Source organism: Rhodovulum kholense (assembly GCF_003053725.1).
In the GTDB taxonomy this organism is placed as follows: Bacteria; Pseudomonadota; Alphaproteobacteria; order Rhodobacterales; family Rhodobacteraceae; genus Rhodovulum; species Rhodovulum kholense.
Genome location: NZ_QAYC01000001.1, coordinates 68,382 through 91,658 on the forward strand (window position 1 = coordinate 68,382; position 23,277 = coordinate 91,658).

Here is a 23,277-nt window from a genome sequence, read left to right on the forward strand (position 1 = left end):
CCCCATGGACAGGCCCCGTCCGCGGCGATACATCGGACGACAAACCGGAAAACTCCCCCGAAAGGTCTCAGACCGATGCCCAGCCTGAACGAAATCCGCTCGACCTTCCTGAGCTATTTCGAACGGAACGGCCACCAGGTGGTCGACAGCTCGCCGCTCGTTCCCCGCAACGATCCTACGCTCATGTTCGCGAATTCCGGCATGGTGCAGTTCAAGAACCTCTTCACCGGGGTCGAGAAGCGCGACTATACCCGCGCCACCACCGCGCAGAAATGCGTGCGCGCCGGCGGAAAGCATAACGATCTCGACAATGTCGGCTATACCGCGCGCCATCACACCTTCTTCGAGATGCTGGGGAATTTCAGCTTCGGCGACTATTTCAAGTCCGATGCCATCCCCTTTGCCTGGGAACTCCTGACCAAGGATTTCGGCATCCCGAAGGACAAGCTGCTGGTCACGGTCTATCATACCGACGACGAGGCGGCCTCGATCTGGAAGAAGGTCGCGGGGCTTTCGGACGACAAGATCATCCGCATCCCGACCAATGACAATTTCTGGATGATGGGCCCGACCGGCCCCTGCGGCCCCTGCACCGAGATCTTCTACGATCATGGCGATCACATCTGGGGCGGCCCGCCCGGATCGCCCGACGAGGATGGCGACCGGTTCATCGAGATCTGGAACCTCGTCTTCATGCAATACGAACAGTTCGAGGACGGCACCCGGCGCGAGCTGGCGGCGCAGTCCATCGATACCGGCATGGGGCTGGAACGGATCGGCGCGCTTCTGCAGGGCAAGCACGACAATTACGACACCGACCTGATGCGCGATCTGATCGAGGCCTCGGCCCATGCCACCTCGACCGAACCCGACGGGCCGGGCAACGTCCATCACCGGGTGATCGCCGATCACCTGCGCTCGACCTCCTTCCTCATCGCCGACGGGGTGTCGCCCTCGAATGACGGCCGCGGCTATGTGCTGCGCCGGATCATGCGCCGCGCGATGCGCCACGCGCATCTTCTGGGCAGCCAGGACCCGGTCATGTACCGGCTGGTGCCCGCGCTCGTCACCCAGATGGGCGCGGCCTATCCGGAACTCCGCCGCGCCCAGTCGCTGATCGAAGAGACGCTGAAGCTGGAGGAAACCCGCTTCATCCAGACGCTGGACCGCGGCCTGCGGCTGCTGGACGAGGAACTGGCCCGTTTGCCCGAGGACGGCGATCTGCCCGGCGAGGCGGCGTTCAAGCTGTACGACACCTACGGCTTCCCGCTCGATCTGACCCAGGACGCGCTGCGCGAAAAGGGCCGCAAGGTCGATGTGTCGGGCTTCGATGCCGCGATGGCCGAACAGCGTGCCAAGGCCCGCGCCAGCTGGGCGGGATCTGGCGAGACGAAGGAATCGACCATCTGGTTCGAGATCGCCGAGCGCATCGCCGCGACCGAATTCCTGGGCTACGATACCGAAACCGCCGAGGGCCAGGTGATGGCGCTGGTGGCCGAGGGGGCCGAGGTCAAGGAGCTGGCCGCGGGCACCACCGGCTGGATGATCGTCAACCAGACCCCGTTCTATGGGGAGTCGGGCGGCCAGGTCGGCGATACCGGCACCTATCTCAAGCCCGAGGGCCGGGGCGAGATCCTCGATACCCAGAAGATGCCGGGCGGGCTGTTTGCCCATAAGGTGACGCCCGCCAAGGCCGCGCTGGCGGTCGGTGACGCGGTCGAGCTGCGCGTCGATCACGCCCGCCGCTCGGCGATCCGGGCCAATCACTCGGCCACGCACCTGCTGCACGAGGCGCTGCGCCAGACGCTGGGCGATCATGTCGCCCAGAAGGGCTCGCTGAATGCGCCCGACCGGCTGCGCTTCGATTTCAGCCATGCCAAGGCGATGGCGGGCGAGGAACTGGCCGCGGTCGAAAGCCAGGTCAACGGCTTCATCCGCCAGAACTCGGCGGTCGAGACCCGGATCATGACCCCCGACGATGCCCGCGCCATCGGCGCCCAGGCGCTTTTCGGCGAGAAATACGGCGACGAGGTGCGGGTCGTCTCGATGGGCCGTGCCGCGACCGGCAAGGGGCAGGACGGCCAGACCTGGTCGATCGAGCTCTGCGGCGGCACCCATGTCGCCCGCACCGGCGATATCGGGCTGTGCGTCGTGCTCGGCGACAGCGCCTCCTCGGCCGGTGTGCGCCGGATCGAGGCGCTGACCGGGCAGGCCGCGCTCGACCATCTGATCGCGCAGCAACAACGCCTCGCCGAGGTGGCCGAGGCGGTCAAGGCCCCGGCCTCGGACGTGGTCGCGCGTATCCGCAGCCTGGTCGACGAACGCCGCGCGCTGGAACACGAGGTTGCCCAGCTTCGCCGCGAGCTGGCGCTGGCGGGTCCTGCTGGCGCAGCCCCCGAAAGCCGCGAAATCGCGGGCGTGCCCTTCCTCGCCCAGGTCCTGCACGGCATTTCCGGCAAGGACCTGCCGCCGATCATCGACGAACACAAGGCGCGGCTCGGCTCGGGCGCGATCCTGCTGATCGCCGAGGCCGACGGCAAGGCCTCGGTTGCGGCAGGCGTCACCCCGGATCTGACCGACAAGGTCTCGGCGGTCGATCTGGTCAAGGCGGCGGTCGCGGAACTTGGCGGCAAGGGCGGCGGCGGCCGTCCCGACATGGCCCAGGGCGGCGCCAAGGACGCCGCCAATGCCGAGGCCGCGATCAAGGCGGCCGAAGCCGTTCTGGGGGCCTGATCCGATGCCCGCGCTCTGGATCGCCCATGTCACCGTGACCGATGCCGAAGCCTATGGCAAATATGCGGAACTGGCCGGTCCCGCCATCGCCGCGCATGGCGGCCAGTTCATCGCCCGGGGCGGCCGCTTCGTCCAGCTTGAGGGGCGCGAAAGACCGCGCAACGTGGTCGCCCGCTTCCCCTCGGTCGAGGCCGCGGTCGCCTGCTACAACAGTCCCGAATACCAGGCCGCGCTCGACCACGCGCGCGGCGCCTCGGAACGCGAGCTGATGGTCGTCGAAACCAGCGAATAACGCCCCTCCGGGCCCCCGAAGACAAAGGCCGCGCTCCGATCCCGGGCGCGGCCTTTTGCATGTCTTCTTGGCGCAAATACCCAAAAAGAAAACGGCCCCGTCAGGGGCCGTCTCTGAAATCGTCGCCCGAAGGGCGTCCGCAGGATCGCGGGCTCAGCCCGCGGCGCGCGCCTGGCGCTTGCGCTCATGCGGGTCGAGATAGCGTTTGCGCAGCCGGATCGACCCCGGCGTCACCTCGACCAGCTCGTCGTCGTCGATATAGGCGATGGCCTCCTCGAGGCTCATCCTGACCGGCGTCGTCAGCCGCACCGCCTCATCCGTGCCCGAGGCGCGGATGTTGGTCAGCTTCTTGCCCTTCAGCGGGTTCACTTCCAGATCGTTGTCGCGCGAATGCTCGCCAATGATCATCCCCTGATAGACCTGCTCCTGCGCGCCGATGAACAGCTTGCCGCGGTCCTCGAGGTTGAACAGCGCATAGGCCACCGACACCCCGTCCTCGATCGAGATCAGGACGCCCGCGCGCCGGCCCGGGATCGGCCCCTTGTGAGGGGCCCAGTCGTGGAACACGCGGTTCAGCACGCCGGTGCCGCGCGTGTCGGTCAGGAACTCGCCCTGATAGCCGATCAGCCCGCGCGAGGGCACATGGGCGATGATCCGGGTCTTGCCGGTGCCGCCCGGGCGCATCTCGACCAGATCGCCGCGCCGCACACCGGTCAGCTTCTCGATCACCACGCCCGAGAATTCATCGTCGACGTCGATGGTGACTTCCTCGATGGGCTCCAGCCGCTGGCCGTTCTCCTCGCGCATCAGCACCTGCGGGCGCGAGATCGACAGCTCGAAACCCTCGCGGCGCATGTTCTCGATCAACACGCCCATCTGCAGCTCGCCTCGGCCCGCGACCTCGAAGGCCTCGCCGCCGGGCGTGTCGGTCACCTGGATCGCGACGTTCATTTCCGCCTCGCGCATCAGGCGTTCGCGGATCACCCGCGACTGCACCTTCTTGCCCTCGCGGCCCGCCAGCGGGCTGTCGTTGATGCCGAAGCTGACGCTGATCGTCGGCGGGTCGATGGGCTGGGCGGGCAGCGCCTCGGTCACCTGCGGCGCGCAGAGCGTATCCGCCACGGTCGCCTTCGACATGCCCGCAAGCGTCACGATATCGCCCGCCTCGCCGGCCTCGATCGGCTGCTGCGACAGGCCGCGGAAGGCCAGCACCTTCGACACCCGGAAGCTTTCCAGCATCTCGCCGGTGCGCGACAGCGCCTTCACGGTATCGCCCGGCTTGACCCGGCCGCTTTCGACCCGTCCGGTCAGGATGCGCCCGATGAAGGGATCGGCCGAAAGCGTGGTCGCCAGCATGCTGAAGGGCGCGTCGGTCCGCGCCAGTTGCTTGGGCGCCGGGACATGCTCGAGGATCAGATCGAAGAGCGCATGCAGATCCTTGCGCGGCCCGTCCAGCTCCATATCCGCCCAGCCCGACCGGCCCGAGGCATACATATGCGGGAAATCGAGCTGCTGGTCATTCGCACCGAGGCTCGCGAACAGATCGAAGACCTCGTTCAGCGCGCGGTCGGGTTCGGCCTCGGGCTTGTCGACCTTGTTCAGGACGACGATGGGCCGGAGCCCCAGCGCCAGCGCCTTCGCGGTCACGAATTTGGTCTGGGGCATCGGCCCTTCGGCGGCGTCGACCAGCAGAACGACGCCGTCGACCATGCTGAGGATCCGTTCCACCTCGCCGCCGAAATCGGCGTGGCCGGGGGTGTCGACGATGTTCACCCGGTGGCCGTCCCATTCGACCGAGGTGCATTTGGCCAGGATGGTGATCCCGCGCTCGCGTTCCAGGTCGTTCGAGTCCATGGCGCGCTCGGCCACGGACTGGTTCTCGCGGAAGGCGCCGGATTGTTTCAGGAGCTGGTCCACCAGCGTCGTCTTGCCATGGTCCACGTGTGCGATGATCGCGATATTGCGAAGGTCCATCGAAAATGCCTCGAAATGGGGGTTGCGGCGGACATACCCTGTGTGGGGGCCAAAGACCAGCCTCCATTGCCACGGCGCGTTTTCACGGGCCGGGTCCGGTGTTGGCGATGACGTGATGGCAGATCAGCGGGCTCAATGCAGCATTCTTGCGGCCAAGGCAGGGCTGCTCCGGGTCGAACTCTGTCTGGGGCCGGTCAGTGCGCGGCGGTTTTCGAAAAGAGGTGAATGACCAGAATGCCCGCGATGATCAGCCCAAGCCCCAAGGCGCCGGGCCAGTCGATGCGCTGGCCGAAGACCGCCCAGCCGATCCCCGAGATCAGTACGATCCCAAGCCCGGACCAGATCGCATAGACGATGCCGACCGGCATCACCTTCAGCGTCAGGGCCATGAAATAGAAGGACAGCGCATAGCCCAGCACCACCAGCACCGAGGGCCAGAGCCGGGTGAATTGCTGGCTCGCCTGCAGCGAACTGGTGGCCATGGTCTCGGTGACGACGGCGAGCAGCAGATAGAGGTAATGCTTGGGCATGGAACGCTCCGGACCTAGCGCGCGATATAGCGGTCGCGCCGGTGGTTGGTGGCGATGATCACGTTCAGGACCGCGGCGCCCGCCAGCGAGCACAGCACCGTCAGCGGCGGGATGGCCGCGAAGGCCAGGGCGAAGACCACGGCGTCGAAACCAAGCTGGACCCAGCCCGCGCGGATGCCGCGGCTGTCCTGCAGCCAAAGGGCCATGATGCCGACCCCACCGAGGCTTGCGCCATGGCGGAACAGCGCCAGCAGCCCTGCGCCCGCCGCGACCCCGGCCAGCATCGATCCGGCCAGCGGCTGTACCCGGCCCAGCGTCAGCACATGCGGCAGGAGTTCGGTGAACAGCGACAGCAGCGCCACCGCGCTGAAGGTCTTGACGGTGAAGGCCAGCCCCATCCGGCGCAGCGCCAGCCAGTAGAAGGGCAGGTTCAGCGCGAAGAAGATCGGTCCGAAGCCGAAGCCGCTGACATAGCTTGCGACCAGCGACAGCCCGGCGATCTGGCCGGTCACAAGGCCCGCGCTTTTCAGGATCTGCACCGACAACGCGACCAGCAGCGTGCCCACGACCAGTCCCTGGGCATCCTCCAGAATCGAATGGCGGGGAACGGTCGGGGGGGGCATGTCGGTCGGCATGGGCTAGGGGATGGCGCGCCGCGTGCCACTTGTCCAGTGCCTTGCGAGGCAAAAGGGGCCGGCGCGGCGGCCGGCCCCTTCGGGATGCTCAGGGCGTGGGCGGTTCAGCCGGCCAGCGCCTTGTTCAGGTTCTCGTCGATCTTTTCCAGGAAGCCCATGGTGGTCAGCCATTTCTGGTTGGGGCCGACCAGCAGCGCCAGGTCCTTGGTCATCGAGCCCGATTCCACGGTCTCGACCACCACGCGTTCCAGCGTCTGGGCGAAATGCATCAAGGGCTCGTTGCCGTCGAGCTTGGCGCGGTGCTTCAGACCGCCGGTCCAGGCGTAGATCGAGGCGACCGAGTTGGTCGAGGTCTGTTCGCCCTTCTGGTGCTGGCGGTAGTGGCGGGTGACGGTACCGTGTGCGGCTTCGGCCTCAACGATCTTGCCGTCGGGGGTCATCAGCACCGAGGTCATCAGCCCGAGCGAGCCGAAGCCCTGGGCCACGGTATCGGATTGCACATCGCCGTCGTAGTTCTTGCAGGCCCAGACGAAGCCGCCGTTCCACTTCATGGCGCAGGCGACCATGTCGTCGATCAGGCGGTGTTCATAGGTGATGCCCGCCTTCTTGAACTGCTCTTCGAACTCTTCCTCAAAGACCTTCTGGAACAGGTCCTTGAAGCGGCCGTCATAGGCCTTGAGGATGGTGTTCTTGGTCGAGAGATAGACCGGCCAGCCGAGCGAGAGGCCGTAATTCATCGAGGCCCGGGCGAAGTCGATGATCGACTGGTCGAGGTTGTACATGCCCATGGCGACCCCGGCGGCGGGGGCGTCGTAGACGACCTTCTCGATCACCTGGCCGTCCTCGCCGACGAATTTCATCGTCAGCTGGCCCTTGCCGGGGAAGCGGAAATCGGTCGCGCGGTACTGGTCGCCGAAGGCGTGACGGCCGATCACGATGGGACGGGTCCAGCCCGGCACCAGGCGCGGCACGTTCTTGCAGATGATCGGCGCGCGGAAGACCACGCCGCCGAGGATGTTGCGGATCGTGCCGTTGGGCGATTTCCACATCTGCTTGAGGCCGAATTCCTCGACCCGCGCCTCGTCGGGGGTGATGGTGGCGCATTTCACGCCAACGCCGATTTCCTTGATCTTGTTGGCCGCGTCGACGGTGATCTGGTCGTTGGTCCGGTCGCGCTCTTCGACGCCAAGGTCGTAGTAAAGCAGATCGAGGTCGAGATAGGGCAGGATCAGCTTCTTCTTGATGAAGTCCCAGATGATCCGGGTCATCTCGTCGCCGTCGAGCTCGACGACCGGGTTTTCGACTTTGATCTTTGTCATGGGCGCCTCTTTTCGGTGCGGGATTCGCGCTTTCGGATTGCGTGATACCGCAAAGAGGCACGGCGGGGAAGATAGTATGCGGTTGTATACGAAATGGCGCGCAAGCGGCATTCCCTTGCGTCAAGCCGGTCCCGATCCCCGACCCGGCGCAGCGGTCGGCAGGGGCCGCGGGGCGCGCCGACCGGCAGGAGGCCAATGAAAAACGCTCCGCCCACGGGGACGAAGCGTTTTTCAGAGGGCCGCGACGGGGCGTCGCAGCGGATCAGCGGGTGCCTTCGGTCAGGCGCCGGCGGACATAGGTGGTGACGTTCTCGATCATCGGGTCCATGTGCGGCTCCTGGAAGAAGTGATCCGCCCCCTCGATCTCCTGATGGGTGATGGTGATGCCCTTCTGCTCGTGCAGCTTGTCGACGAGCGCGCGGGTATCGGCCGGCGGTGCCACCCGGTCGGCGGAGCCGTTGATGATCAGGCCCGAGGACGGGCAGGGGGCCAGGAACGAGAAATCGTACATGTTGGCGGGCGGGCTGACCGAGACGAAACCGGTGATCTCGGGCCGCCGCATCAGCAACTGCATGCCGATCCAGGCCCCGAAGGAGAAGCCCGCGACCCAGCAATGCTTGGCGTTCTGGTTCATCGACTGCAGGTAGTCGAGCGCCGAGGCGGCGTCGGACAGCTCGCCCACGCCCTGGTCGTATTCGCCCTGGCTGCGGCCGACTCCCCGGAAATTGAACCGGAGCACGGTGAAGCCCATGTTATAGAATGCGTAGTGCAGGCTGTAGACCACGCGATTGTTCATCGTGCCCCCGAATTGCGGGTGGGGATGCAGGACGATGGCAATCGGGGCGTCGCGGTCTTTCTGCGGGTGGTAACGGCCTTCCAGACGACCTTCGGGTCCGGGAAAGATGACCTCGGGCATGCGTGTCTTCTCATTCGCGGTGCCCGCGATTTCTTGACGAAATCGGACAGGCTCCATAGGACAGGACGAACCCGGCGGGCGCGGGTCGGGGTGCATCCGGAGGTAATGGTCCGCCGGGGCTGCGTCAACTGTTTGCCGGGGGAGCGTCGATGAAACTCAGCACCAAGGGGCGCTATGCGATGGTCGCCCTCGCCGATCTGGCCTTGCAGCCGGAAGAGTGTCTGGTCTCGCTGTCGGAAATTTCCAAGCGCCAGAACATTTCCCTGCCCTATCTCGAACAGCTTTTCGTCAAGCTGCGCCGGGCGGGGCTGGTGGAATCGGTGCGCGGCCCCGGCGGCGGCTACAAGCTGGCACGCCCGGCCGCGGATATCCGGGTCTCGGACGTGCTGGGCGCGGTCGACGAGACGGTCAGCGCGATGCATACCGGTGCGGGCGTCTCGGGCGGCACTTCGGGCACACGGGCGCAATCGCTGACCAACCGGCTTTGGGAAGGGCTCAGCGCGCATGTCTATGTGTTCCTGCACCAGGCCCGCCTGTCGGATGTGATCGGCAACGGCCTTGCGCCCTGTCCGGCGGTGCCCGCGCTCTTTCACGTCGTGGACGAGGACTGACGCCGCCATCTGTCGCGGTGCCGCCCGCGCGCCTTGCGGCCGTCGACCGCCCGGCGGCGGTGCGGCCGGAAAAGGGCCCGGAACAAGGGGCAGAACAAGAGCCGGAACAAGGGGAAGACCATGCCCGGGCGGGTATATCTCGACTGGAACGCCACGGCGCCGCTGCGGCCCGAGGCGAAGGCCGCGATGATCGCGGCGATGGATGTGGTGGGCAACCCGTCCTCGGTTCATGCCGAGGGCCGGGCCGCGCGCGGGCTGGTCGAGAAGGCCCGTGCCCAGGTGGCCGCGGCGCTGGGGGCCGAGGGGGCCGAGATCGTCTTCACCTCGGGCGCGAGCGAGGCGGCGGCGCTGGCCTGCGCCGGGCGCTGGTTGCAGGGCGCCGAGATCGAGCATGACGCGGTGGCGGCCTGGATCGACCCCTGCCTGCCGGTCGATGCCGAGGGGCGGGTGACGGTGCGCGATCCGGCCGGGACCGCGCTTCAGCTGGCCAATTCCGAAACCGGCGTCATCCAGCAGATCCCCGAGGGTCTGGCCGTCTGCGATCTGACGCAGGGATTCGGCAAACTGCCGATCGCCTTCAACTGGCTGGGCTGCCAGATGGGTTTGGTCTCTGCCCATAAAATTGGCGGACCGAAGGGGATCGGGGCATTGGTGATGCGCCCCGGTTGCGACATGGAGCCGCAGATTCGCGGCGGCGGTCAAGAGCTTGGCCGCCGGGCGGGCACCGAGAACGTGATCGGCATTGCGGGCTTCGGGGCCGCCGCAGAAGCCGCCGCCGCCGAGCTTGCCGCAGGAAACTGGGCGGAAATCGAACATTTTAGAAGCATTCTAGAATTAGCGATTGCAGAGCGCGCAAATAAGACTATTTTTGTCGGGAAAGGGGCGCCGCGTCTGCCCAACACCTTGTGCCTCGCCACGCCCGGCTGGAAGGGCGAGACTCAGGTGATGCAGATGGATCTGGCCGGCTTCGCGGTTTCCGCAGGGTCGGCCTGTTCGTCGGGCAAGCTGCGCCCCAGCCGGGTTCTGACCGCCATGGGGCTGGGCGAGGACGTGGCGGCATCGGCGATCCGGGTCTCGATGGGGCCGGGCACGACCGAAGAGGATGTAAGGCGCTTTGCCGAGGCCTGGCTTGCGGCGGAAGCGAAATTCAGGGCCCGCGCGGGCTGAGGACGCGCCGGCCGACGGATCGGACAGGCTCCGCGGATCGGCGGGCCAAGACAGAGAGGCGGAAGACCAGGATGGCTGCTTTGGACAAGGCCGACATGAAGAACGTCAAGGAGGGGGTCGACCAGGAGACGGTCGAGGCCGTCCAGTCGATGGCCGGCAAGTACAAGTACGGCTGGGATACCGAGATCGAGATGGACTATGCCCCGATGGGGCTGACCGAAGAGATCGTCCGCCTGATCTCGGCCAAGAACGACGAGCCCGAATGGATGACCGAGTGGCGTCTGCAGGCCTTCCGCCGCTGGCAGCAGATGGAAGAGCCCGACTGGGCGATGGTCGACTATCCCGAGATCGACTTTCAGGCGCAGTATTACTACGCGCGGCCCAAGAGCATGGCGGAGAAGCCGAAATCGCTCGACGAGGTCGATCCCAAGCTGCTTGAGACCTACCAGAAGCTGGGCATTCCGCTGAAGGAACAGATGATCCTCGCGGGCGTCGAGGGCGCCGAGGCCGCGCCCGCCGAGGGCCGCAAGGTCGCGGTCGACGCTGTGTTCGATTCGGTCTCGGTCGGCACCACCTTCCAGAAAGAGTTGCAGGCGGCGGGCGTCATCTTCTGCTCGATCTCGGAAGCGATCCGCAACCACCCCGATCTGGTGAAGAAATATCTGGGCTCGGTCGTGCCGCAGTCCGACAACTTCTATGCGACGCTCAATTCGGCGGTCTTTTCGGACGGGTCCTTCGTGTATGTGCCGCCGGGCGTGCGCTGCCCGATGGAGCTGTCGACCTATTTCCGCATCAATGCCGAGAATACCGGCCAGTTCGAACGGACGCTGATCATCGCCGACAAAGAGGCCTATGTCTCCTATCTGGAAGGCTGCACCGCGCCCCAGCGCGACACCGCCCAGCTGCATGCGGCGGTGGTGGAAATCGTGATCCTCGACGATGCCGAGGTGAAATATTCGACCGTGCAGAACTGGTTCCCGGGCGACGAGGACGGCAAGGGCGGGATCTACAATTTCGTCACCAAGCGTGCCGATTGCCGGGGCCCGCGGTCCAAGGTGATGTGGACCCAGGTCGAGACCGGCTCTGCCGTGACCTGGAAATACCCCTCCTGCATCCTCAGGGGCGATGACAGCCAGGGCGAATTCTACTCGATCGCCATCACCAACAACTGGCAGCAGGCCGATACCGGCACCAAGATGGTGCATCTGGGCAAGAACACCCGGTCCCGGATCGTGTCCAAGGGGATCTCGGCGGGCCACGCCCAGAACACCTATCGCGGCCTCGTCAGCATGCATCCGAAGGCGAAGAACAGCCGAAACTACACCCAGTGCGACAGTTTGCTTATCGGCGACAAGTGCGGGGCGCACACCGTCCCCTATATCGAGGTGAGAAACAGCAGCTCGCGGGTGGAACACGAGGCCACCACCTCGAAGGTGGACGAGGACCAGCTTTTCTACTGCCGCTCGCGGGGCATGGACGAGGAGGAAGCCGTGGCCCTGGTGATCAACGGGTTCTGCAAGGACGTGCTGCAGGCGCTGCCGATGGAATTCGCCATGGAGGCGCAGCAGCTGGTGGCGATCAGCCTGGAAGGGTCGGTCGGGTGAACAGGCCGAAGACGATGGCCGCCTCCGGCGCGGGCCGCGGCGCCGGCGCCGAGACCGGGCGCGCGGCGGCCGACCGGGCGCGCGGCCCGCGCCGGAGGCGGCTGCCGCTTCCGTCGATCCCCGGCCATGGCGGGCGGCTGTTCCTGACCACGCGGATGCGGCTTCTGATCATCGCTCAGGGGCTGATCTTCTACGCCTCGCTGCAGGACGAAGAGACCATCGACTGGCTGGGAACCCTGGTGCCGCTGTCGAAGGGGCAGGCGGCCCTGGCCGAAGGACTGCTCGGGCTCATGCTGTTCCTGCTCTGGGGGCTTTGCATGATTGCCTGGATGCGGGTCTTCGCGGCCCAGCGTCGCGACACGGAGGACCGGACATGATCGTCACCACCACGCCCTCGGTCGAGGGCCGGAGCATCATAGCCTATCACGGCGTCGTCGTCGGCGAGGCGATCCTGGGGGCCAATGTCTTCCGAGACATCTTCGCGGGCATCACCGACATCATCGGCGGCCGGTCCTCGGCCTACGAGGCCTCGCTGGGCGAAGCGCGCGAGACCGCGCTGGCCGAACTGGAACAACGGGCGCGGGCCATGGGCGGCAATGCCGTGGTCGGCGTCGATCTGGATTACGAAGTCATCAACAACATGCTGATGGTGTCGGCCTCGGGCACCGCCGTCACGTTGAGCTAGGGGATATCGACATGCTGGAAATCAAGAACCTGCACGCTTCGCTGGAAGAAGAGGGCAAGGAGATCCTGAAAGGCGTCAACCTGACCGTCGAGGCGGGCAAGGTGCATGCGATCATGGGGCCGAACGGGTCGGGCAAGTCGACGCTGTCCTATGTGCTGTCGGGCAAGGGCGGTTATGAGGTCACCGACGGTTCGGCCACGCTGGCCGGTGTCGACCTTCTGTCGATGGAGGCCGAGGAACGCGCCGCCGCCGGTCTTTTCCTGGCCTTCCAGTACCCGGTCGAGATCCCGGGCGTGGGCAACATGACTTTCCTCAGGACGGCCGTGAACGCCCAGCGCAAGGCCCGCGGCGAAGAGGAAATGGACGCCGCCACCTTCCTCAAGGAGGTGCGCGCGAAGGCCAAGGACCTGAAGATCGACGCCGAAATGCTGAAACGCCCGGTCAACATGGGCTTTTCGGGCGGCGAGAAGAAGCGCAACGAAATCCTGCAGATGGCGATGCTGGAACCGAAGATGTGCATCCTCGACGAAACCGATTCGGGGCTTGATGTCGATGCGATGAAGCTGGTGGCCGATGGCGTCAACGCGCTGCGCTCGCCCGACCGGGGCTTTCTGGTGATCACCCACTATCAGCGCCTGCTGGACCATATCGTGCCCGATGTCGTGCACATCATGGCGCGCGGCCAGATCATCAAGACCGGCGGTCCCGACCTCGCGCTCGAGGTCGAACGGAACGGCTATGCCGACATCCTGGCGGAGGTCGCGTGATGGGGCTGCCGCAGGCGAAACTGACCGCGACCGAGGCGCGGCTGGCCTCGCTCGCGATGCCGGTTCAGGCGGGCTGGACGCGGCCCCTGCGCGAGGCGGCGCTGACCCGGGTGCAGGACCTGGGCCTGCCCGGGCGGCGCGACGAATACTGGCGCTTCACCCGTCCCGACGAGCTGATCTCGGCCGCGCCGGTGCCGGCGGCGGTGCTGCCGCCCGCCGAGAACGCCACTTTCGAAGACATCGACCGGCTGCGTCTCGTCTTCGTCGACGGGGTGTTCGACCCCGAGGCGTCCGACGATCCGGCGCTGGCCGGGCTTGAAATCACCCGTCTGGCCGAGGCCGAGGCACAGGACATCCCCTGGGCGGCCGATCTTTACGGCGTGCTCGAGTCCCGCGGGCAGAGCCCGGTGCCGCGTCCGCTGGCCGCGCTGAACACCGCCTTTGCCACCGATGGCGTGCTGATCCGCGCCACCGGCAAGGTCGAGAAGCCGGTGAACCTGGTCTATCGCCATTGCGACGAGACCTCGGATGCGATCCTGCATCACCTGATCCGGGTCGAGCCCGGCGCCGATCTGACCGTGCTGGAAACCGGCCCGGCGGCGGCGCGGTTCAACAAGGTGATGGAGGTCGACGTGGCCGATGGCGGCGCCTTCCACCATGTGCGCAGCCAGGGCCGCGACCACGACCGCCGCGCCGCGACCCATATCTTCGCGCGGCTGGGCGAGGAAAGCATCTTCAAGTCCTTCACCCTGACCATGAACGGCGCGATGACCCGCAACGAGGTGGTGATCGAGCTGACCGGCGACGAGGGCGTGGCCCATGTCGCGGGCGCCTGCATGGGCGATGGCAGCTTTCATCATGACGACACCGTCTTCATCACCCATGACGCGGTGAACTGCGAAAGCCGTCAGGTGTTCAAGAAGGTGCTGAGGAAGGGCGCGACCGGCGTCTTCCAGGGCAAGATCCTCGTCAAGGAGGGGGCGCAGAAGACCGACGGCTACCAGATCTCGCAATCGCTGCTGCTGGACGAAGAGGCTAACTTCCTCGCCAAGCCCGAGCTCGAGATCTATGCCGACGACGTGGCCTGTTCGCACGGCTCGACCTCGGGCGCGATCGACGAGGATGCGCTGTTCTACCTGCGCTCGCGCGGGGTGCCGAAGGCCGAGGCGCAGGACATGATGGTCCTGTCCTTCCTGGCCGAGGCCATCGAAGAGATCGAGTCCCAGGCGGTGCGCGACGAGGTCGTCGCGAGCCTTGCGGCCTGGCTCGAACGGCACCGGAGGTAGGATGGCCGTCACCACCGAAATCGTCGCGACGTGGCGCGGACCGCGCGCCGCGCTGCGGCGGCAGTTGCGGATGGGGCCGCGCGAGGATCGCGCGCTGATCTATCTGATGATCGCCTGTTTCCTGATCTTCATCGGGCAATGGCCGCGCCTTGCGCGCGAGGCCTACATGACGCCCGAGGTGCCGCTGGAGGCGCTTCTGGGCGCGGCGCTGTTTGGCTGGATGGCGCTGGCGCCGCTGTTCTTCTACGGGCTTGCGGCGCTCAGCCATCTGGTGGCGCGCGCGGTCGGGGGCAAGGGCAGCTGGTTCACCGCCCGGCTGGCGCTGTTCTGGACGCTGCTCTGCGTCTCGCCGCTCTGGCTTTTGCAGGGGCTGGTGGCGGGCTTCATCGGCGCAGGCCCCGCGCTGACGCTGGTCTCGACCGTTCTGGCGGTTGCCTTTCTCGCGATTTGGCTCTTGTCTCTGGTCGAGGCCGAGGCGTAGGCCCGTGCCTGACGAGACGCAGGATAGCCCGATCATGACCGAACCCAGACCCTCCTTGCTGTCGCTGGCCCGCGACACCGTCACCGATCCGCGCGGCAGCGCGGTGCGCATCCTGTCGCTGGCCCCGCCGCGTGCCGTGCTGTGGGAGGCGCTGGTTCTGGTCGTGATCCTCAGCGTCCTGCTGACCGAACTGGGCGAGCTGATCAGCCCGGCGCCGATCGACCCGATGATGCCGGTCTTCATGCATTACCCGCTGGCGGCGGCGGCGGTGCAGGGGCTGCTTTTGGTTGTCACGGTGCATGCCATCGCCGGGATCGGCCGGGTCTTCGGAGGCACCGGCGATCTTGCCGGGGCGCTGGCGCTGACCGTCTGGCTGCAATTCATCATGGCCTGCCTGCAGGTGGTGCAGCTTGTCTTCCTGATCGTCCTGCCCCCCGCCGCGGGCCTTGTGGGCATTTTCGGCATCGGCCTTTTCTTCTGGCTTCTCAGTCACTTTGTTGCCGTTCTTCACGGCTTTCCCTCGGTCCTGAAGACCTTTGCGATGATCGTCTTCTCGATGATCGGGATCGTCTTCGGGATGAGCCTGATCCTGTCGATCCTCGGTATCACCCTGACCGGAGCCATGCCCGATGTATGACGTGCACAAGATCCGCGCCGATTTTCCCATTCTCTCGCGTCAGGTGAACGGCAAGCCGCTGGTCTATCTCGACAACGGCGCGTCGGCGCAGAAACCCCAGGTCGTGATCGACGCGGTCACGCAGGCCTATGCGATGGAATACGCGAACGTCCATCGCGGGCTGCACACGCTTTCGACCATCGCGACCGAGAAATACGAGGCGGTGCGCGGCACCATCGCGCGGTTCCTCGGCGCCGCCGATCCGGACGAGATCGTCTTTACCACCGGCGCGACCGAGGGCATCAACCTCGTGTCCTATGCCTGGGCCGCGCCGCGCTTCGAACCCGGCGACGAGATCGTGCTGTCGGTGATGGAGCATCACGCCAATGTGGTGCCCTGGCATTTCCTGCGCGAACGGCAGGGGGCTGTGCTGAAATGGGTCGATGTCGATGGCAACGGCAATCTCGACCCGCAGGCGGTGATTGACGCCATCGGGCCCCGGACGAAGCTGGTCGCCGTCACCCAGATGTCGAACGTGCTGGGCACCGTGGTCGATGTCGCCGCCATCGTGAAGGGCGCGCATGAGAAGGGCGTGGCGGTGCTGGTCGACGGCTCGCAAGGTGCGGTGCATCAGCCTGTCAACGTGGATGCGCTGGGCGCCGATTTCTACGCCATCACCGGACACAAGCTCTATGGCCCCTCGGCCTCGGGCGCGATCCATATCCGCAAGGAGCGGATGGCCGAGATGCGCCCCTTCATGGGCGGCGGCGACATGATCCGCGAGGTGCACAAGGACGGCATCCTCTATGCCGATCCGCCGATGCGCTTCGAGGCGGGCACCCCCGGCATCGTCCAGCAGATCGGGCTGGGCGTGGCGCTCGACTACATGATGGGCGTCGGCATGGAGGCCATTGCGGCCCATGAGAAGGCGATCACCGCCTATGCCATGGACCGGCTGACGGGGCTCAACTGGCTGCAGGTGCAGGGCAAGGCCGACCATCGCGGCGCGATCTTCTCGTTCACGCTGGAAGGCCCGGCGCATCCCCATGACATCTCGACCGTGCTTGACAAGAAGGGCGTCGCGGTCCGCGCGGGCCATCATTGCGCGGGGCCGCTGATGGACCATCTGGGCATCACCGCGACCTGCCGTGCCTCCTTCGCGATGTACAACACGACCGAAGAGGTCGACACGCTGATCGAGGCGCTGGAACTCTGCCACGATCTCTTTGCCTGACCGGGCGCAATCCGCGCCCTTGGTCTTCTCCTCCCCGTCCCGGCGCCGCGCGCGTGTTTGACGCAGTGCCAAGGGCGGGACTGCGCGAGAAACTTTCTTGCGCAATCACGAGGCCGTGACATCGGTCCGAGGAGGAGACCCCCATGCCCAGCGTCCGTTTTTTCAGCGGCGAGACCGTCCCGCTAGAAATGCACAAGGTCCGCGTCGTCCAGAAGCTGACCCTGCCCGATATCGACACGCGTCTCGCGGCGATCACCGCGGCGGGCAACAACACGTTCCTTCTGCAGAACAGGGACGTGTTCATGGACATGCTGACCGACAGCGGCGTCAACGCCATGAGCGACCGGCAGGTTGCCGCGATGATGGTGGCCGATGACAGCTATGCCGGGTCCGCGACCTATACCCGGCTGGAAACCCGGCTGCGCGAGATCTTCGGCATGGACTGGATCCTGCCGACCCACCAGGGCCGCGCCTGCGAGAACATCCTGGCGCAGGTGCTGGTGACGCCGGGCTCGATCGTGCCGATGAACTATCACTTCACCACCACCAAGGCGCATATCGTGCTGAATGGCGGCCGCGTCGAGGAGATCATCCATGCCCGGGGCCTCGAGGTCACCTCGGACGAGCCGTTCAAGGGCGACATGGATGTGGCCGCGCTGGAACGCCTTGTGGCCGAGCATGGCGCAGAGCGCATCGCCTTTGTCCGGGTCGAGGCGGGCACCAACCTGATCGGCGGCCAGCCGGTCTCGCTGGCCAACCTTCGCGAGGTGCGCGCGGTCTGCGACCGGCACGGGCTGACGCTGGTCTATGACGCGAGCCTGATGGCCGACAACCTCTACTTCCTCAAGACCCGCGAGGCCGCCTGCCGCGATCTGTCGATCCGCGAGATCACCCGCCAGATCGCCGATCTCTGCGACGTGATCTATTTCTCGGCCCGCAAGCTCGGTTGTGCGCGCGGCGGCGCGATCTGCGTCCGCGACGAGGCGCTTTACAACCGGATGCGGGGGCTGGTGCCGCTTTACGAGGGCTTCCTGACCTATGGCGGCATGTCGGTGCGCGAGATCGAGGCGCTGACCGTCGGGCTTGACGAGACCATGGACGAGGACATGATTTCGCAGGGGCCGCAATTCATCGCCTACATGGTGGGCGAACTCGACCGCCGCGGCATTCCGGTGATCACGCCGGCGGGTGGGCTTGGCTGTCATATCGACGTGATGCGTTTCCTCGATCACGTGCCGCAGGCGCAGTATTCGGCGGGGGCGCTGGCCTCGGCGCTGTACATCGCCTCGGGCGTGCGCGGGATGGAGCGCGGCACCCTGTCCGAACAGCGCGCCCCCGACGGCACCGAGCCGCTGGCCAATATGGAGCTGGTGCGGCTCGCCATGCCGCGCCGGGTCTTCACCCTGTCGCAGGTCAAATACGCCATCGACCGGATCGACTGGCTTTGGCAGAACCGTCGGCTGGTGGGCGGGCTGACCTTCGTCGAGGAACCCGAGATCCTGCGTTTCTTCTATGGCCGCCTCGCGCCGGTCTCGGACTGGCAGCAAAGGCTTGTGGCGCAGTTCAAGGCCGATTTCGGCGACAGCCTCTGAGGGCTGTCCCGGTCAGGCCGGGCAAAGCCGCCCGTCCGTCAGCACCGTGTCGCGCGCGGCCAGCGCGCGGCGCAGCCCGGCATCGTGGCTGATCACGATCAGCGCCAAGCCGCGCGCCCGTGCCAGCGGCATCAGCGCCTGCCACAGATCGCGCGCCGCCAGCGCGTCAAGCTGGGCGGTGATCTCGTCGCAGATCAGCACCCGGGTCTCGGGCCGGATCATCCGCGCCAGCGACACCCGCGCCAGCTCGCCCCCCGACAGCTCGCCCGGAAGGCGCCGGTGCCAGTCGGGCCGGATGCCCAAAGCTGCCAGCGCCCCGGCATCGGGCGGGCCACCATTGGCCAGGATCTTCGCCACCGTCCAGCGCGGGTCGGTCGCGGCATCGGGCGACTGGGGCGCGTGCTGGACCGGGCAGGGCCCCCTGTCGGGAAGACCCGAGCCTTGCCAGCGGACGCGGCCGCCCTCGGGTCGTGTCCGCCCCGCAAGGATGCGGCCCAGCGTCGACTTGCCCGCGCCCGAGGCACCGCCGATCCCCAGCACCTCGCCGGGCGCAAGGCGCAGCGACACGCCGCGCAGCACGTCGCGGCCGCCGAAGCCGTGGCGGATGTCTTCGGCGCTCAGCATGCCTCGGCCCACTCGGTTGCGGTCCAGGTCTGGGCGTCCCAAAGCGCGCGCGTGAAGGGGTGGGTCAGCCCCTCGGGGAAGGCGGCGGCCGGAACGGTCTCGACCGGGCGGCCCTCGCGCAGCACCGTCACGCGGGTCGTCGTCGCCACCAGCCGCGGCAGGTCGTGGCTGATGATCAGAACGCCGGTGCCCTCGGCGGCGAGCCCCGCCAGCAGCGCCATGATCCGGTCGGCCGCCCCGGGGTCGAGCCCCAGCGTCGGTTCGTCGGCGATCAGGGTTCCGGCCCCGGTCGCCAGCGCCGTTGCGATCAGCACCCGCTTGGCCATGCCGCCCGACAGCTCGTGCGGATAGGCGCGCAGGGCGGCCTCGGGCAGGCCGAGCCGCGCCATCAGCGCGGCCGGATCGGCGCGCCGCCCTGCAAGCCGGGCCATCCGTGCGATCTGCGTGCCCGCCCGGGCCAGCGGGTCGAGCGCCGTCACCGCCTGCGGGGCCAGGGCGATGCGGCCCGAGACCCCGATCCGGCCCGAAAGCTCGGCATTGCGGGGCAGGGTGCCGGTCAGCGCCTCGGCGATCAGGCTTTTCCCGGCCCCCGAGCCGCCGATCAGCCCCGCGCAGTCGCCGGACGCGACGGTCAGGCTGACGCCCGCAAGCGGGCGGGTCAGGCGCCCGTCATGCTGGCGGAAGGCGACCGACAGATCCTCGACGCGCAGCATCAGGCGACGCCCTCCGTTGGATCGGCCGCGCGCCGCAGCGCCTCGCCGAAGCGTTCCACCGTCAGCGCGACCAGCATCAGGCCGGTGCCCGGGAAGACCGCGACCCACCAATGCCCGGCCATCAGTGCCCGCAGCGAGTCCGCCAGGATCACCCCGATCGAGGGCAGATGCGGCGGAATGCCGAGCCCGACGAAGGACAGCCCCGCCTCGTGCAGCACGGCATGGGGAAAGATCAGCACGAAGCCCGCCACGATCTGCGGAAGAAGATGCGGCGCCAGATGATGGCGGGCGATCCAGACGGGTCCGCGCCCGAGCCCGCGCGAGACCGCGACATAGTCGGACGCCGCGACCGTCTGCGCCTCGAGCCGCAGGACGCGGGTCAGCCGGGGCCAGTGAGTCAGCCCGACGCCCAGGATCACGCCCGCCATGCCGCCGCCCGCGGCATAGGCGATCAGCAGGATCAGCACGAAATGCGGCAGCCCCAGCGCCAGCTCGGTCGCGACCCCCACAAGCCGGTCGGCCAGCCGGTGCGAGGCGGCGGCAAGCCCGAAGACGACCGCGACCGCCGTCGACAGCACCGCCGCGAACAGCCCGACCTTGATCGAGGTGGCCAGCGCCAGCGCGGTGCGCAACGCCATGTCGCGCCCCAGACTGTCGGTACCGAAGGGATGCGCCAGCGAGGGACCGAGATTGCGCGACAACGCGCTGACGGGCGGGCCTTCGGGTGGCAGGGCAAGCGCCGCCAACAGCAGCACCGCGACAAGCCCCAGCGCCAGCCCGCCCCGGATCAGCAGATCGCGGCGCACCGGCGAGGCGAGGGTGAGGGCGGCGATCATGCCTGCCTCAGTCTTGGGTCGAGCAGCCGCGCCGCGATATCGGCGGCGAGATTGCCCAGAAAGACCACCACCAGCGTGGCCAGCGCGATCCCCAGCAAAAGCGGCGCATCGGCGCCCAGCGCCGCGCGCACCGTGGCCTGCCCAAGCCCCGGCCAGGCAAAGACCGTCTCGGCCAGCACCGACCCGCCGATCAGCTCGCCCGTGCCCGCCAGATGCACGGCCAGCGCCGGGCCCAGCGCGTGGCGCAGACCCGGCCGCCAGACCAGCCAGCCCGGGCGCGCGCCGTGGGCGGCCAGATGGCGCGCGGCGGGGCTTTCGAGAAAGGCCGCGGCGCGGGCGCGGCTGTGCAGGATCAGCGGCCCGGTCCCCACCACCGACAGGGTCGCGGCGGGCAGGATCAGGTGGTTGAGCCGCGCAGCCAGATCGGCCTCGTCGGCGGTCAGACCGGGCGGGGCCGCGCAACAGGAGGGCAGCCAGCCCAGCCCGACGGCGAAAAGCGCGATCAAGAGCAGCGCGACCCAGAACCCGGGGCTTGCCGTCAGCACCACGGCAAAGCCCCGGATCGCGCGGTCGGGCCAGCGCCCGCGCGTCGCGGCGGCGGTCAGCCCGAGGCCCAGCCCCACCGCGAAGGATATCACGAAGGCCAGCGCGATCAGCGTCAGCGAGGCCCCGGCCCGATCCGCCAGCACCTCGGCGACGGGCGCGTTGAAGGTGATCGAGCTGCCCAGATCGCCGCGCGCGATGTGGCCGAGCCACAGCGCGAACCGTTCGGGCGCGGGCGCATCGAGCCCCCAGGCCTGGGCAATGGCCGCGCGCTGGTCGGGGCCGACATCCGCGACCCGGGCGCCGACATAGGCCGTGATCGGGTCGACCGGCGCCAGCGAGACCAGCGTGAAGAGCCCCGCCATGGCCAGCGGCAACAACCAGGCCAGCCGGATCAGCCGCTCGACCAGAAGCCGCCCGAGCCAGCCCGTCATTCGCAGGTCCAGCGCCAGCCGGGCAGTCCCTGGGTGATCGGCCAGCCATGGCCATGCGGCTCGGTCTGGATCGGGCCGAGATCGAGACAATCGCTGACCCAGTAGGAATGGTCGATATTGATCAGCCAGGCCCAGGCCGCGTCGCCCTTCGCGCCAAAGCCCGTGGTCCCGTCCCATTGCGCGGCGCGCCATTCGGGCAGCGAGGCCTCGAAGGTCTCGGCGGCTTCGGCGGCGGCGAGATGGGCGTCGACCGCCGGGTTTTCGTAAAAGCCCGGATTGTACCAGCCGCGACCGGCAAAGCCGCTGTCATAGAGGTTGAAGACCTCCGACGGGTCGTGCGAGCCCCAGCCGAAGACCACCGGCTCGGAATGCATGAGCCGCCCGATCTCGTCCCAGCTCCGGCCGTCGGGGATCGCCCGGATGCCGACCGGTTTCAGCGCCTCGGCGACCCCCAGCGCCAGCGCCTGCCGCACCGAGTCGGAGGCCGGGTAGACCAGCCGGAATTCGGCCTCGAGCCCGTCCTTTTCGCGCAGCCCGTCGCCATCGGCATCGGTCCAGCCCGCAGCCGCCAGCGTGGCGCGCGCGGCGTCGGGGCCGGTCTCGGTCAGGCGGTCCTCTGGGTTATCCCAGGGCAAACCGTCGGCCGGGCCATGGGCGGGCGCGCCATGGCCGTTGACCGCCAGCGCCAGCAGCGCGGTCCGGTCCACCGCCTGATCGACCGCCACCCGGATGGCGCGGTCGGCGGTGACATCGTTGCCGATGGGCGCGCCCTCGGCGGTCCGGCCGCCCGCGGGCCGCATCGGGAACATCACCCCGCGATTGTCGACGCTTGGCACATGCAGCACCTGCATCCCCTCTGGCGCTGCATCGGCCTCGGCCGGGGGTACGGCGACGATCTGCGCCGCGCCGGTGCGCGCCAGCGCCAGCCCCGCCGCCTCGGCCCCGAAGACGAAGGTCACGCGCGGAAACGGGATGTCGGGGCCGTACCAGTAGGGGTTCGGCGCGACGATCAGCTGTTCGCCCTCGCGCCATTCGACCAGGCGGAACGGCCCGGCGCCGACCGGGTGGCGGGCGTAATCCGGCCCGTAGGATGCCTTTGGCACGATCCCCAGTGTCGCCAGATCTCCGGTGAAGGTGATCTGCGGGTGGCGGAGTTCGAGCTCGACCGTCAGCGGGCCGGTGGCGCGGGCCTCCTTCAGCACCTTGAGATCCGTCAGCCCGTCGCCGTCGCGCGCGGCGTTGAAGGTGAAGGCCACGTCCTCGGCGGTCAGGGGCGTTCCGTCCGAAAACCGCGCATCGTCGCGGAGCGTGACGGTCCAGGTCAGACGGTCGTCCGACAGCGACCAGCCGGTCGCCAGATCGCCCGCCAGCGACAGGTCGGCCGCGCGCCTGAGCAGCGTCGCCTGAAACAGCGGATTTCCGTAGCGGCCCCAGCCCATGATCGGGTCAAAACCGGTCTCGGGTTCGCCGCCCACCGCCAGCACCAGCGGCGGGGCGGCCTCGACAGCCAGCGGCAGACTCAGCGAAACGGCAAGGGCCAGGAAGGACAGAGGGCGCATGAGGACTCGGTATGATTTATGCCTTTCATCTTCATACGCCCGGCGTGGCGGGAATGCCAAGCGCGGTTCTGTGCCTTGTTTGCCCCGCGCTCCGGAGGCAAAGTCGCCGCAAAGCGGGAGGGGCCC

At 67.6% G+C, this 23,277-nt stretch carries 23 protein-coding genes; 13 read left to right on the forward strand and 10 right to left on the reverse strand.

Annotation, left to right across the window (positions count from 1 at the left end; translation table 11 throughout):
• Positions 1–75 precede the first annotated feature (75 nt).
• Complete coding sequence (gene alaS, locus C8N38_RS00305) at positions 76–2,733, forward strand: alanine--tRNA ligase (protein WP_108022794.1); 2,658 nt, start codon at positions 76–78, stop codon at positions 2,731–2,733.
• A 4-nt stretch (positions 2,734–2,737) separates the two neighbouring features.
• Positions 2,738–3,025: a DUF1330 domain-containing protein gene (locus C8N38_RS00310; RefSeq protein WP_108022795.1), complete on the forward strand. Its 288-nt coding sequence runs from the start codon at positions 2,738–2,740 to the stop codon at positions 3,023–3,025.
• Between the two features lie 153 nt (positions 3,026–3,178).
• Here the strand turns inward: C8N38_RS00310 and typA are convergent, their stop codons facing one another.
• The 5 genes from typA to C8N38_RS00335 all read right to left on the reverse strand — a co-directional run bounded on the left by typA (position 3,179) and on the right by C8N38_RS00335 (position 8,399).
• Positions 3,179–4,999: a translational GTPase TypA gene (gene typA / locus C8N38_RS00315; protein WP_108022797.1), complete on the reverse strand. Its 1,821-nt coding sequence runs from the start codon at positions 4,997–4,999 to the stop codon at positions 3,179–3,181.
• A gap of 194 nt (positions 5,000–5,193) precedes the next feature.
• A complete protein-coding gene (locus C8N38_RS00320; RefSeq protein ID WP_108022799.1) occupies positions 5,194–5,529 on the reverse strand; it encodes a DMT family transporter in 336 nt (111 codons plus the stop codon).
• A 14-nt stretch (positions 5,530–5,543) separates the two neighbouring features.
• On the reverse strand, positions 5,544–6,152 hold the full coding sequence (locus C8N38_RS00325) for a YitT family protein (protein WP_215731062.1): 609 nt from the start codon (positions 6,150–6,152) through the stop codon (positions 5,544–5,546).
• 116 nt (positions 6,153–6,268) lie between these two features.
• Entirely contained in the window at positions 6,269–7,483 is a 1,215-nt protein-coding gene (locus C8N38_RS00330) for an NADP-dependent isocitrate dehydrogenase (RefSeq protein ID WP_108022803.1), read from the reverse strand.
• A gap of 262 nt (positions 7,484–7,745) precedes the next feature.
• Positions 7,746–8,399 (reverse strand): alpha/beta hydrolase, encoded by a 654-nt coding sequence (locus C8N38_RS00335; RefSeq protein ID WP_108022805.1) that lies wholly within the window; start codon positions 8,397–8,399, stop codon positions 7,746–7,748.
• 149 nt (positions 8,400–8,548) lie between these two features.
• On the opposite strand from C8N38_RS00335, the gene iscR reads away from it, so the two are divergent.
• The 11 genes from iscR (at position 8,549) to C8N38_RS00390 (ending at position 18,442) form a co-directional block, all read left to right on the forward strand.
• Entirely contained in the window at positions 8,549–9,010 is a 462-nt protein-coding gene (iscR, locus tag C8N38_RS00340) for a Fe-S cluster assembly transcriptional regulator IscR (RefSeq protein ID WP_108022807.1), read from the forward strand.
• Between the two features lie 120 nt (positions 9,011–9,130).
• Positions 9,131–10,177 carry a cysteine desulfurase family protein gene (locus tag C8N38_RS00345; RefSeq protein ID WP_108022808.1) on the forward strand — a complete coding sequence of 349 codons (1,047 nt, stop codon included), beginning with the start codon at positions 9,131–9,133 and terminating at the stop codon, positions 10,175–10,177.
• A gap of 71 nt (positions 10,178–10,248) precedes the next feature.
• Positions 10,249–11,781 carry a Fe-S cluster assembly protein SufB gene (sufB, locus tag C8N38_RS00350; RefSeq protein WP_108022810.1) on the forward strand — a complete coding sequence of 511 codons (1,533 nt, stop codon included), beginning with the start codon at positions 10,249–10,251 and terminating at the stop codon, positions 11,779–11,781.
• Positions 11,778–12,158, forward strand: a complete 381-nt coding sequence (locus C8N38_RS00355) for a hypothetical protein (RefSeq protein WP_108022812.1) — start codon at positions 11,778–11,780, stop codon at positions 12,156–12,158. The genes sufB and C8N38_RS00355 overlap by 4 nt, the downstream gene beginning before the upstream one ends.
• Positions 12,155–12,466 carry a heavy metal-binding domain-containing protein gene (locus C8N38_RS00360; RefSeq protein WP_075785721.1) on the forward strand — a complete coding sequence of 104 codons (312 nt, stop codon included), beginning with the start codon at positions 12,155–12,157 and terminating at the stop codon, positions 12,464–12,466. Before C8N38_RS00355 ends, C8N38_RS00360 begins: the two co-directional genes overlap by 4 nt.
• An 11-nt stretch (positions 12,467–12,477) precedes the next feature.
• Positions 12,478–13,233: a Fe-S cluster assembly ATPase SufC gene (sufC, locus tag C8N38_RS00365; protein ID WP_108022814.1), complete on the forward strand. Its 756-nt coding sequence runs from the start codon at positions 12,478–12,480 to the stop codon at positions 13,231–13,233.
• Complete coding sequence (gene sufD / locus C8N38_RS00370) at positions 13,233–14,519, forward strand: Fe-S cluster assembly protein SufD (protein ID WP_108022816.1); 1,287 nt, start codon at positions 13,233–13,235, stop codon at positions 14,517–14,519. The genes sufC and sufD overlap by 1 nt, the downstream gene beginning before the upstream one ends.
• Before the next feature lies 1 nt (position 14,520).
• The gene (locus C8N38_RS00375) at positions 14,521–15,000 is read left to right on the forward strand and encodes a YIP1 family protein (RefSeq protein ID WP_108022818.1); all 480 of its coding nucleotides are present in this window, start codon (positions 14,521–14,523) and stop codon (positions 14,998–15,000) included.
• Positions 15,001–15,034: 34 nt separating this feature from the next.
• Positions 15,035–15,637 carry a YIP1 family protein gene (locus C8N38_RS00380; protein ID WP_108022820.1) on the forward strand — a complete coding sequence of 201 codons (603 nt, stop codon included), beginning with the start codon at positions 15,035–15,037 and terminating at the stop codon, positions 15,635–15,637.
• Positions 15,630–16,850: a cysteine desulfurase gene (locus C8N38_RS00385; RefSeq protein ID WP_108022822.1), complete on the forward strand. Its 1,221-nt coding sequence runs from the start codon at positions 15,630–15,632 to the stop codon at positions 16,848–16,850. Before C8N38_RS00380 ends, C8N38_RS00385 begins: the two co-directional genes overlap by 8 nt.
• 143 nt (positions 16,851–16,993) lie before the next feature.
• Positions 16,994–18,442: a tryptophanase gene (locus tag C8N38_RS00390; protein WP_108022824.1), complete on the forward strand. Its 1,449-nt coding sequence runs from the start codon at positions 16,994–16,996 to the stop codon at positions 18,440–18,442.
• A gap of 12 nt (positions 18,443–18,454) precedes the next feature.
• On the opposite strand, the gene C8N38_RS00395 is transcribed toward C8N38_RS00390, so the two are convergent.
• From C8N38_RS00395 to C8N38_RS00415, 5 genes are read right to left on the reverse strand one after another with little or no spacing between them, the layout of a single operon-like run.
• Complete coding sequence (locus C8N38_RS00395) at positions 18,455–19,066, reverse strand: ATP-binding cassette domain-containing protein (protein WP_108022826.1); 612 nt, start codon at positions 19,064–19,066, stop codon at positions 18,455–18,457.
• On the reverse strand, positions 19,060–19,779 hold the full coding sequence (locus tag C8N38_RS00400; protein WP_108022828.1) for an ATP-binding cassette domain-containing protein: 720 nt from the start codon (positions 19,777–19,779) through the stop codon (positions 19,060–19,062). Before C8N38_RS00400 ends, C8N38_RS00395 begins: the two co-directional genes overlap by 7 nt.
• Entirely contained in the window at positions 19,779–20,615 is an 837-nt protein-coding gene (locus C8N38_RS00405) for an ABC transporter permease (RefSeq protein WP_108022830.1), read from the reverse strand. Before C8N38_RS00405 ends, C8N38_RS00400 begins: the two co-directional genes overlap by 1 nt.
• Positions 20,612–21,592, reverse strand: a complete 981-nt coding sequence (locus C8N38_RS00410; protein ID WP_108022832.1) for an ABC transporter permease — start codon at positions 21,590–21,592, stop codon at positions 20,612–20,614. Before C8N38_RS00410 ends, C8N38_RS00405 begins: the two co-directional genes overlap by 4 nt.
• Positions 21,589–23,151 (reverse strand): ABC transporter substrate-binding protein, encoded by a 1,563-nt coding sequence (locus tag C8N38_RS00415; RefSeq protein ID WP_108022834.1) that lies wholly within the window; start codon positions 23,149–23,151, stop codon positions 21,589–21,591. Before C8N38_RS00415 ends, C8N38_RS00410 begins: the two co-directional genes overlap by 4 nt.
• Positions 23,152–23,277 lie beyond the last annotated feature (126 nt).

Excerpts from the sequence above, each read along its gene's own strand:
- C8N38_RS00380 (WP_108022820.1), top strand. The coding sequence starts at position 15,035 with ATGACCGAACCCAGACCCTCCTTGCTGTCGCTGGCCCGCGACACCGTC.
- C8N38_RS00400 (WP_108022828.1), bottom strand. The coding sequence starts at position 19,779 with ATGCTGCGCGTCGAGGATCTGTCGGTCGCCTTCCGCCAGCATGACGGG.
- iscR (WP_108022807.1), top strand. The coding sequence starts at position 8,549 with ATGAAACTCAGCACCAAGGGGCGCTATGCGATGGTCGCCCTCGCCGAT.
- sufD (WP_108022816.1), top strand. The coding sequence starts at position 13,233 with ATGGGGCTGCCGCAGGCGAAACTGACCGCGACCGAGGCGCGGCTGGCC.
- C8N38_RS00330 (WP_108022803.1), bottom strand. The coding sequence starts at position 7,483 with ATGACAAAGATCAAAGTCGAAAACCCGGTCGTCGAGCTCGACGGCGAC.
- C8N38_RS00360 (WP_075785721.1), top strand. The coding sequence starts at position 12,155 with ATGATCGTCACCACCACGCCCTCGGTCGAGGGCCGGAGCATCATAGCC.
- C8N38_RS00310 (WP_108022795.1), top strand. The coding sequence starts at position 2,738 with ATGCCCGCGCTCTGGATCGCCCATGTCACCGTGACCGATGCCGAAGCC.
- C8N38_RS00325 (WP_215731062.1), bottom strand. The coding sequence starts at position 6,152 with ATGCCCCCCCCGACCGTTCCCCGCCATTCGATTCTGGAGGATGCCCAG.
- C8N38_RS00415 (WP_108022834.1), bottom strand. The coding sequence starts at position 23,151 with ATGCGCCCTCTGTCCTTCCTGGCCCTTGCCGTTTCGCTGAGTCTGCCG.
- sufB (WP_108022810.1), top strand. The coding sequence starts at position 10,249 with ATGGCTGCTTTGGACAAGGCCGACATGAAGAACGTCAAGGAGGGGGTC.
- alaS (WP_108022794.1), top strand. The coding sequence starts at position 76 with ATGCCCAGCCTGAACGAAATCCGCTCGACCTTCCTGAGCTATTTCGAA.
- sufC (WP_108022814.1), top strand. The coding sequence starts at position 12,478 with ATGCTGGAAATCAAGAACCTGCACGCTTCGCTGGAAGAAGAGGGCAAG.
- C8N38_RS00335 (WP_108022805.1), bottom strand. The coding sequence starts at position 8,399 with ATGCCCGAGGTCATCTTTCCCGGACCCGAAGGTCGTCTGGAAGGCCGT.
- C8N38_RS00320 (WP_108022799.1), bottom strand. The coding sequence starts at position 5,529 with ATGCCCAAGCATTACCTCTATCTGCTGCTCGCCGTCGTCACCGAGACC.
- typA (WP_108022797.1), bottom strand. The coding sequence starts at position 4,999 with ATGGACCTTCGCAATATCGCGATCATCGCACACGTGGACCATGGCAAG.
- C8N38_RS00385 (WP_108022822.1), top strand. The coding sequence starts at position 15,630 with ATGTATGACGTGCACAAGATCCGCGCCGATTTTCCCATTCTCTCGCGT.
- C8N38_RS00395 (WP_108022826.1), bottom strand. The coding sequence starts at position 19,066 with ATGCTGAGCGCCGAAGACATCCGCCACGGCTTCGGCGGCCGCGACGTG.
- C8N38_RS00345 (WP_108022808.1), top strand. The coding sequence starts at position 9,131 with ATGCCCGGGCGGGTATATCTCGACTGGAACGCCACGGCGCCGCTGCGG.
- C8N38_RS00375 (WP_108022818.1), top strand. The coding sequence starts at position 14,521 with ATGGCCGTCACCACCGAAATCGTCGCGACGTGGCGCGGACCGCGCGCC.
- C8N38_RS00405 (WP_108022830.1), bottom strand. The coding sequence starts at position 20,615 with ATGATCGCCGCCCTCACCCTCGCCTCGCCGGTGCGCCGCGATCTGCTG.
- C8N38_RS00390 (WP_108022824.1), top strand. The coding sequence starts at position 16,994 with ATGCCCAGCGTCCGTTTTTTCAGCGGCGAGACCGTCCCGCTAGAAATG.
- C8N38_RS00410 (WP_108022832.1), bottom strand. The coding sequence starts at position 21,592 with ATGACGGGCTGGCTCGGGCGGCTTCTGGTCGAGCGGCTGATCCGGCTG.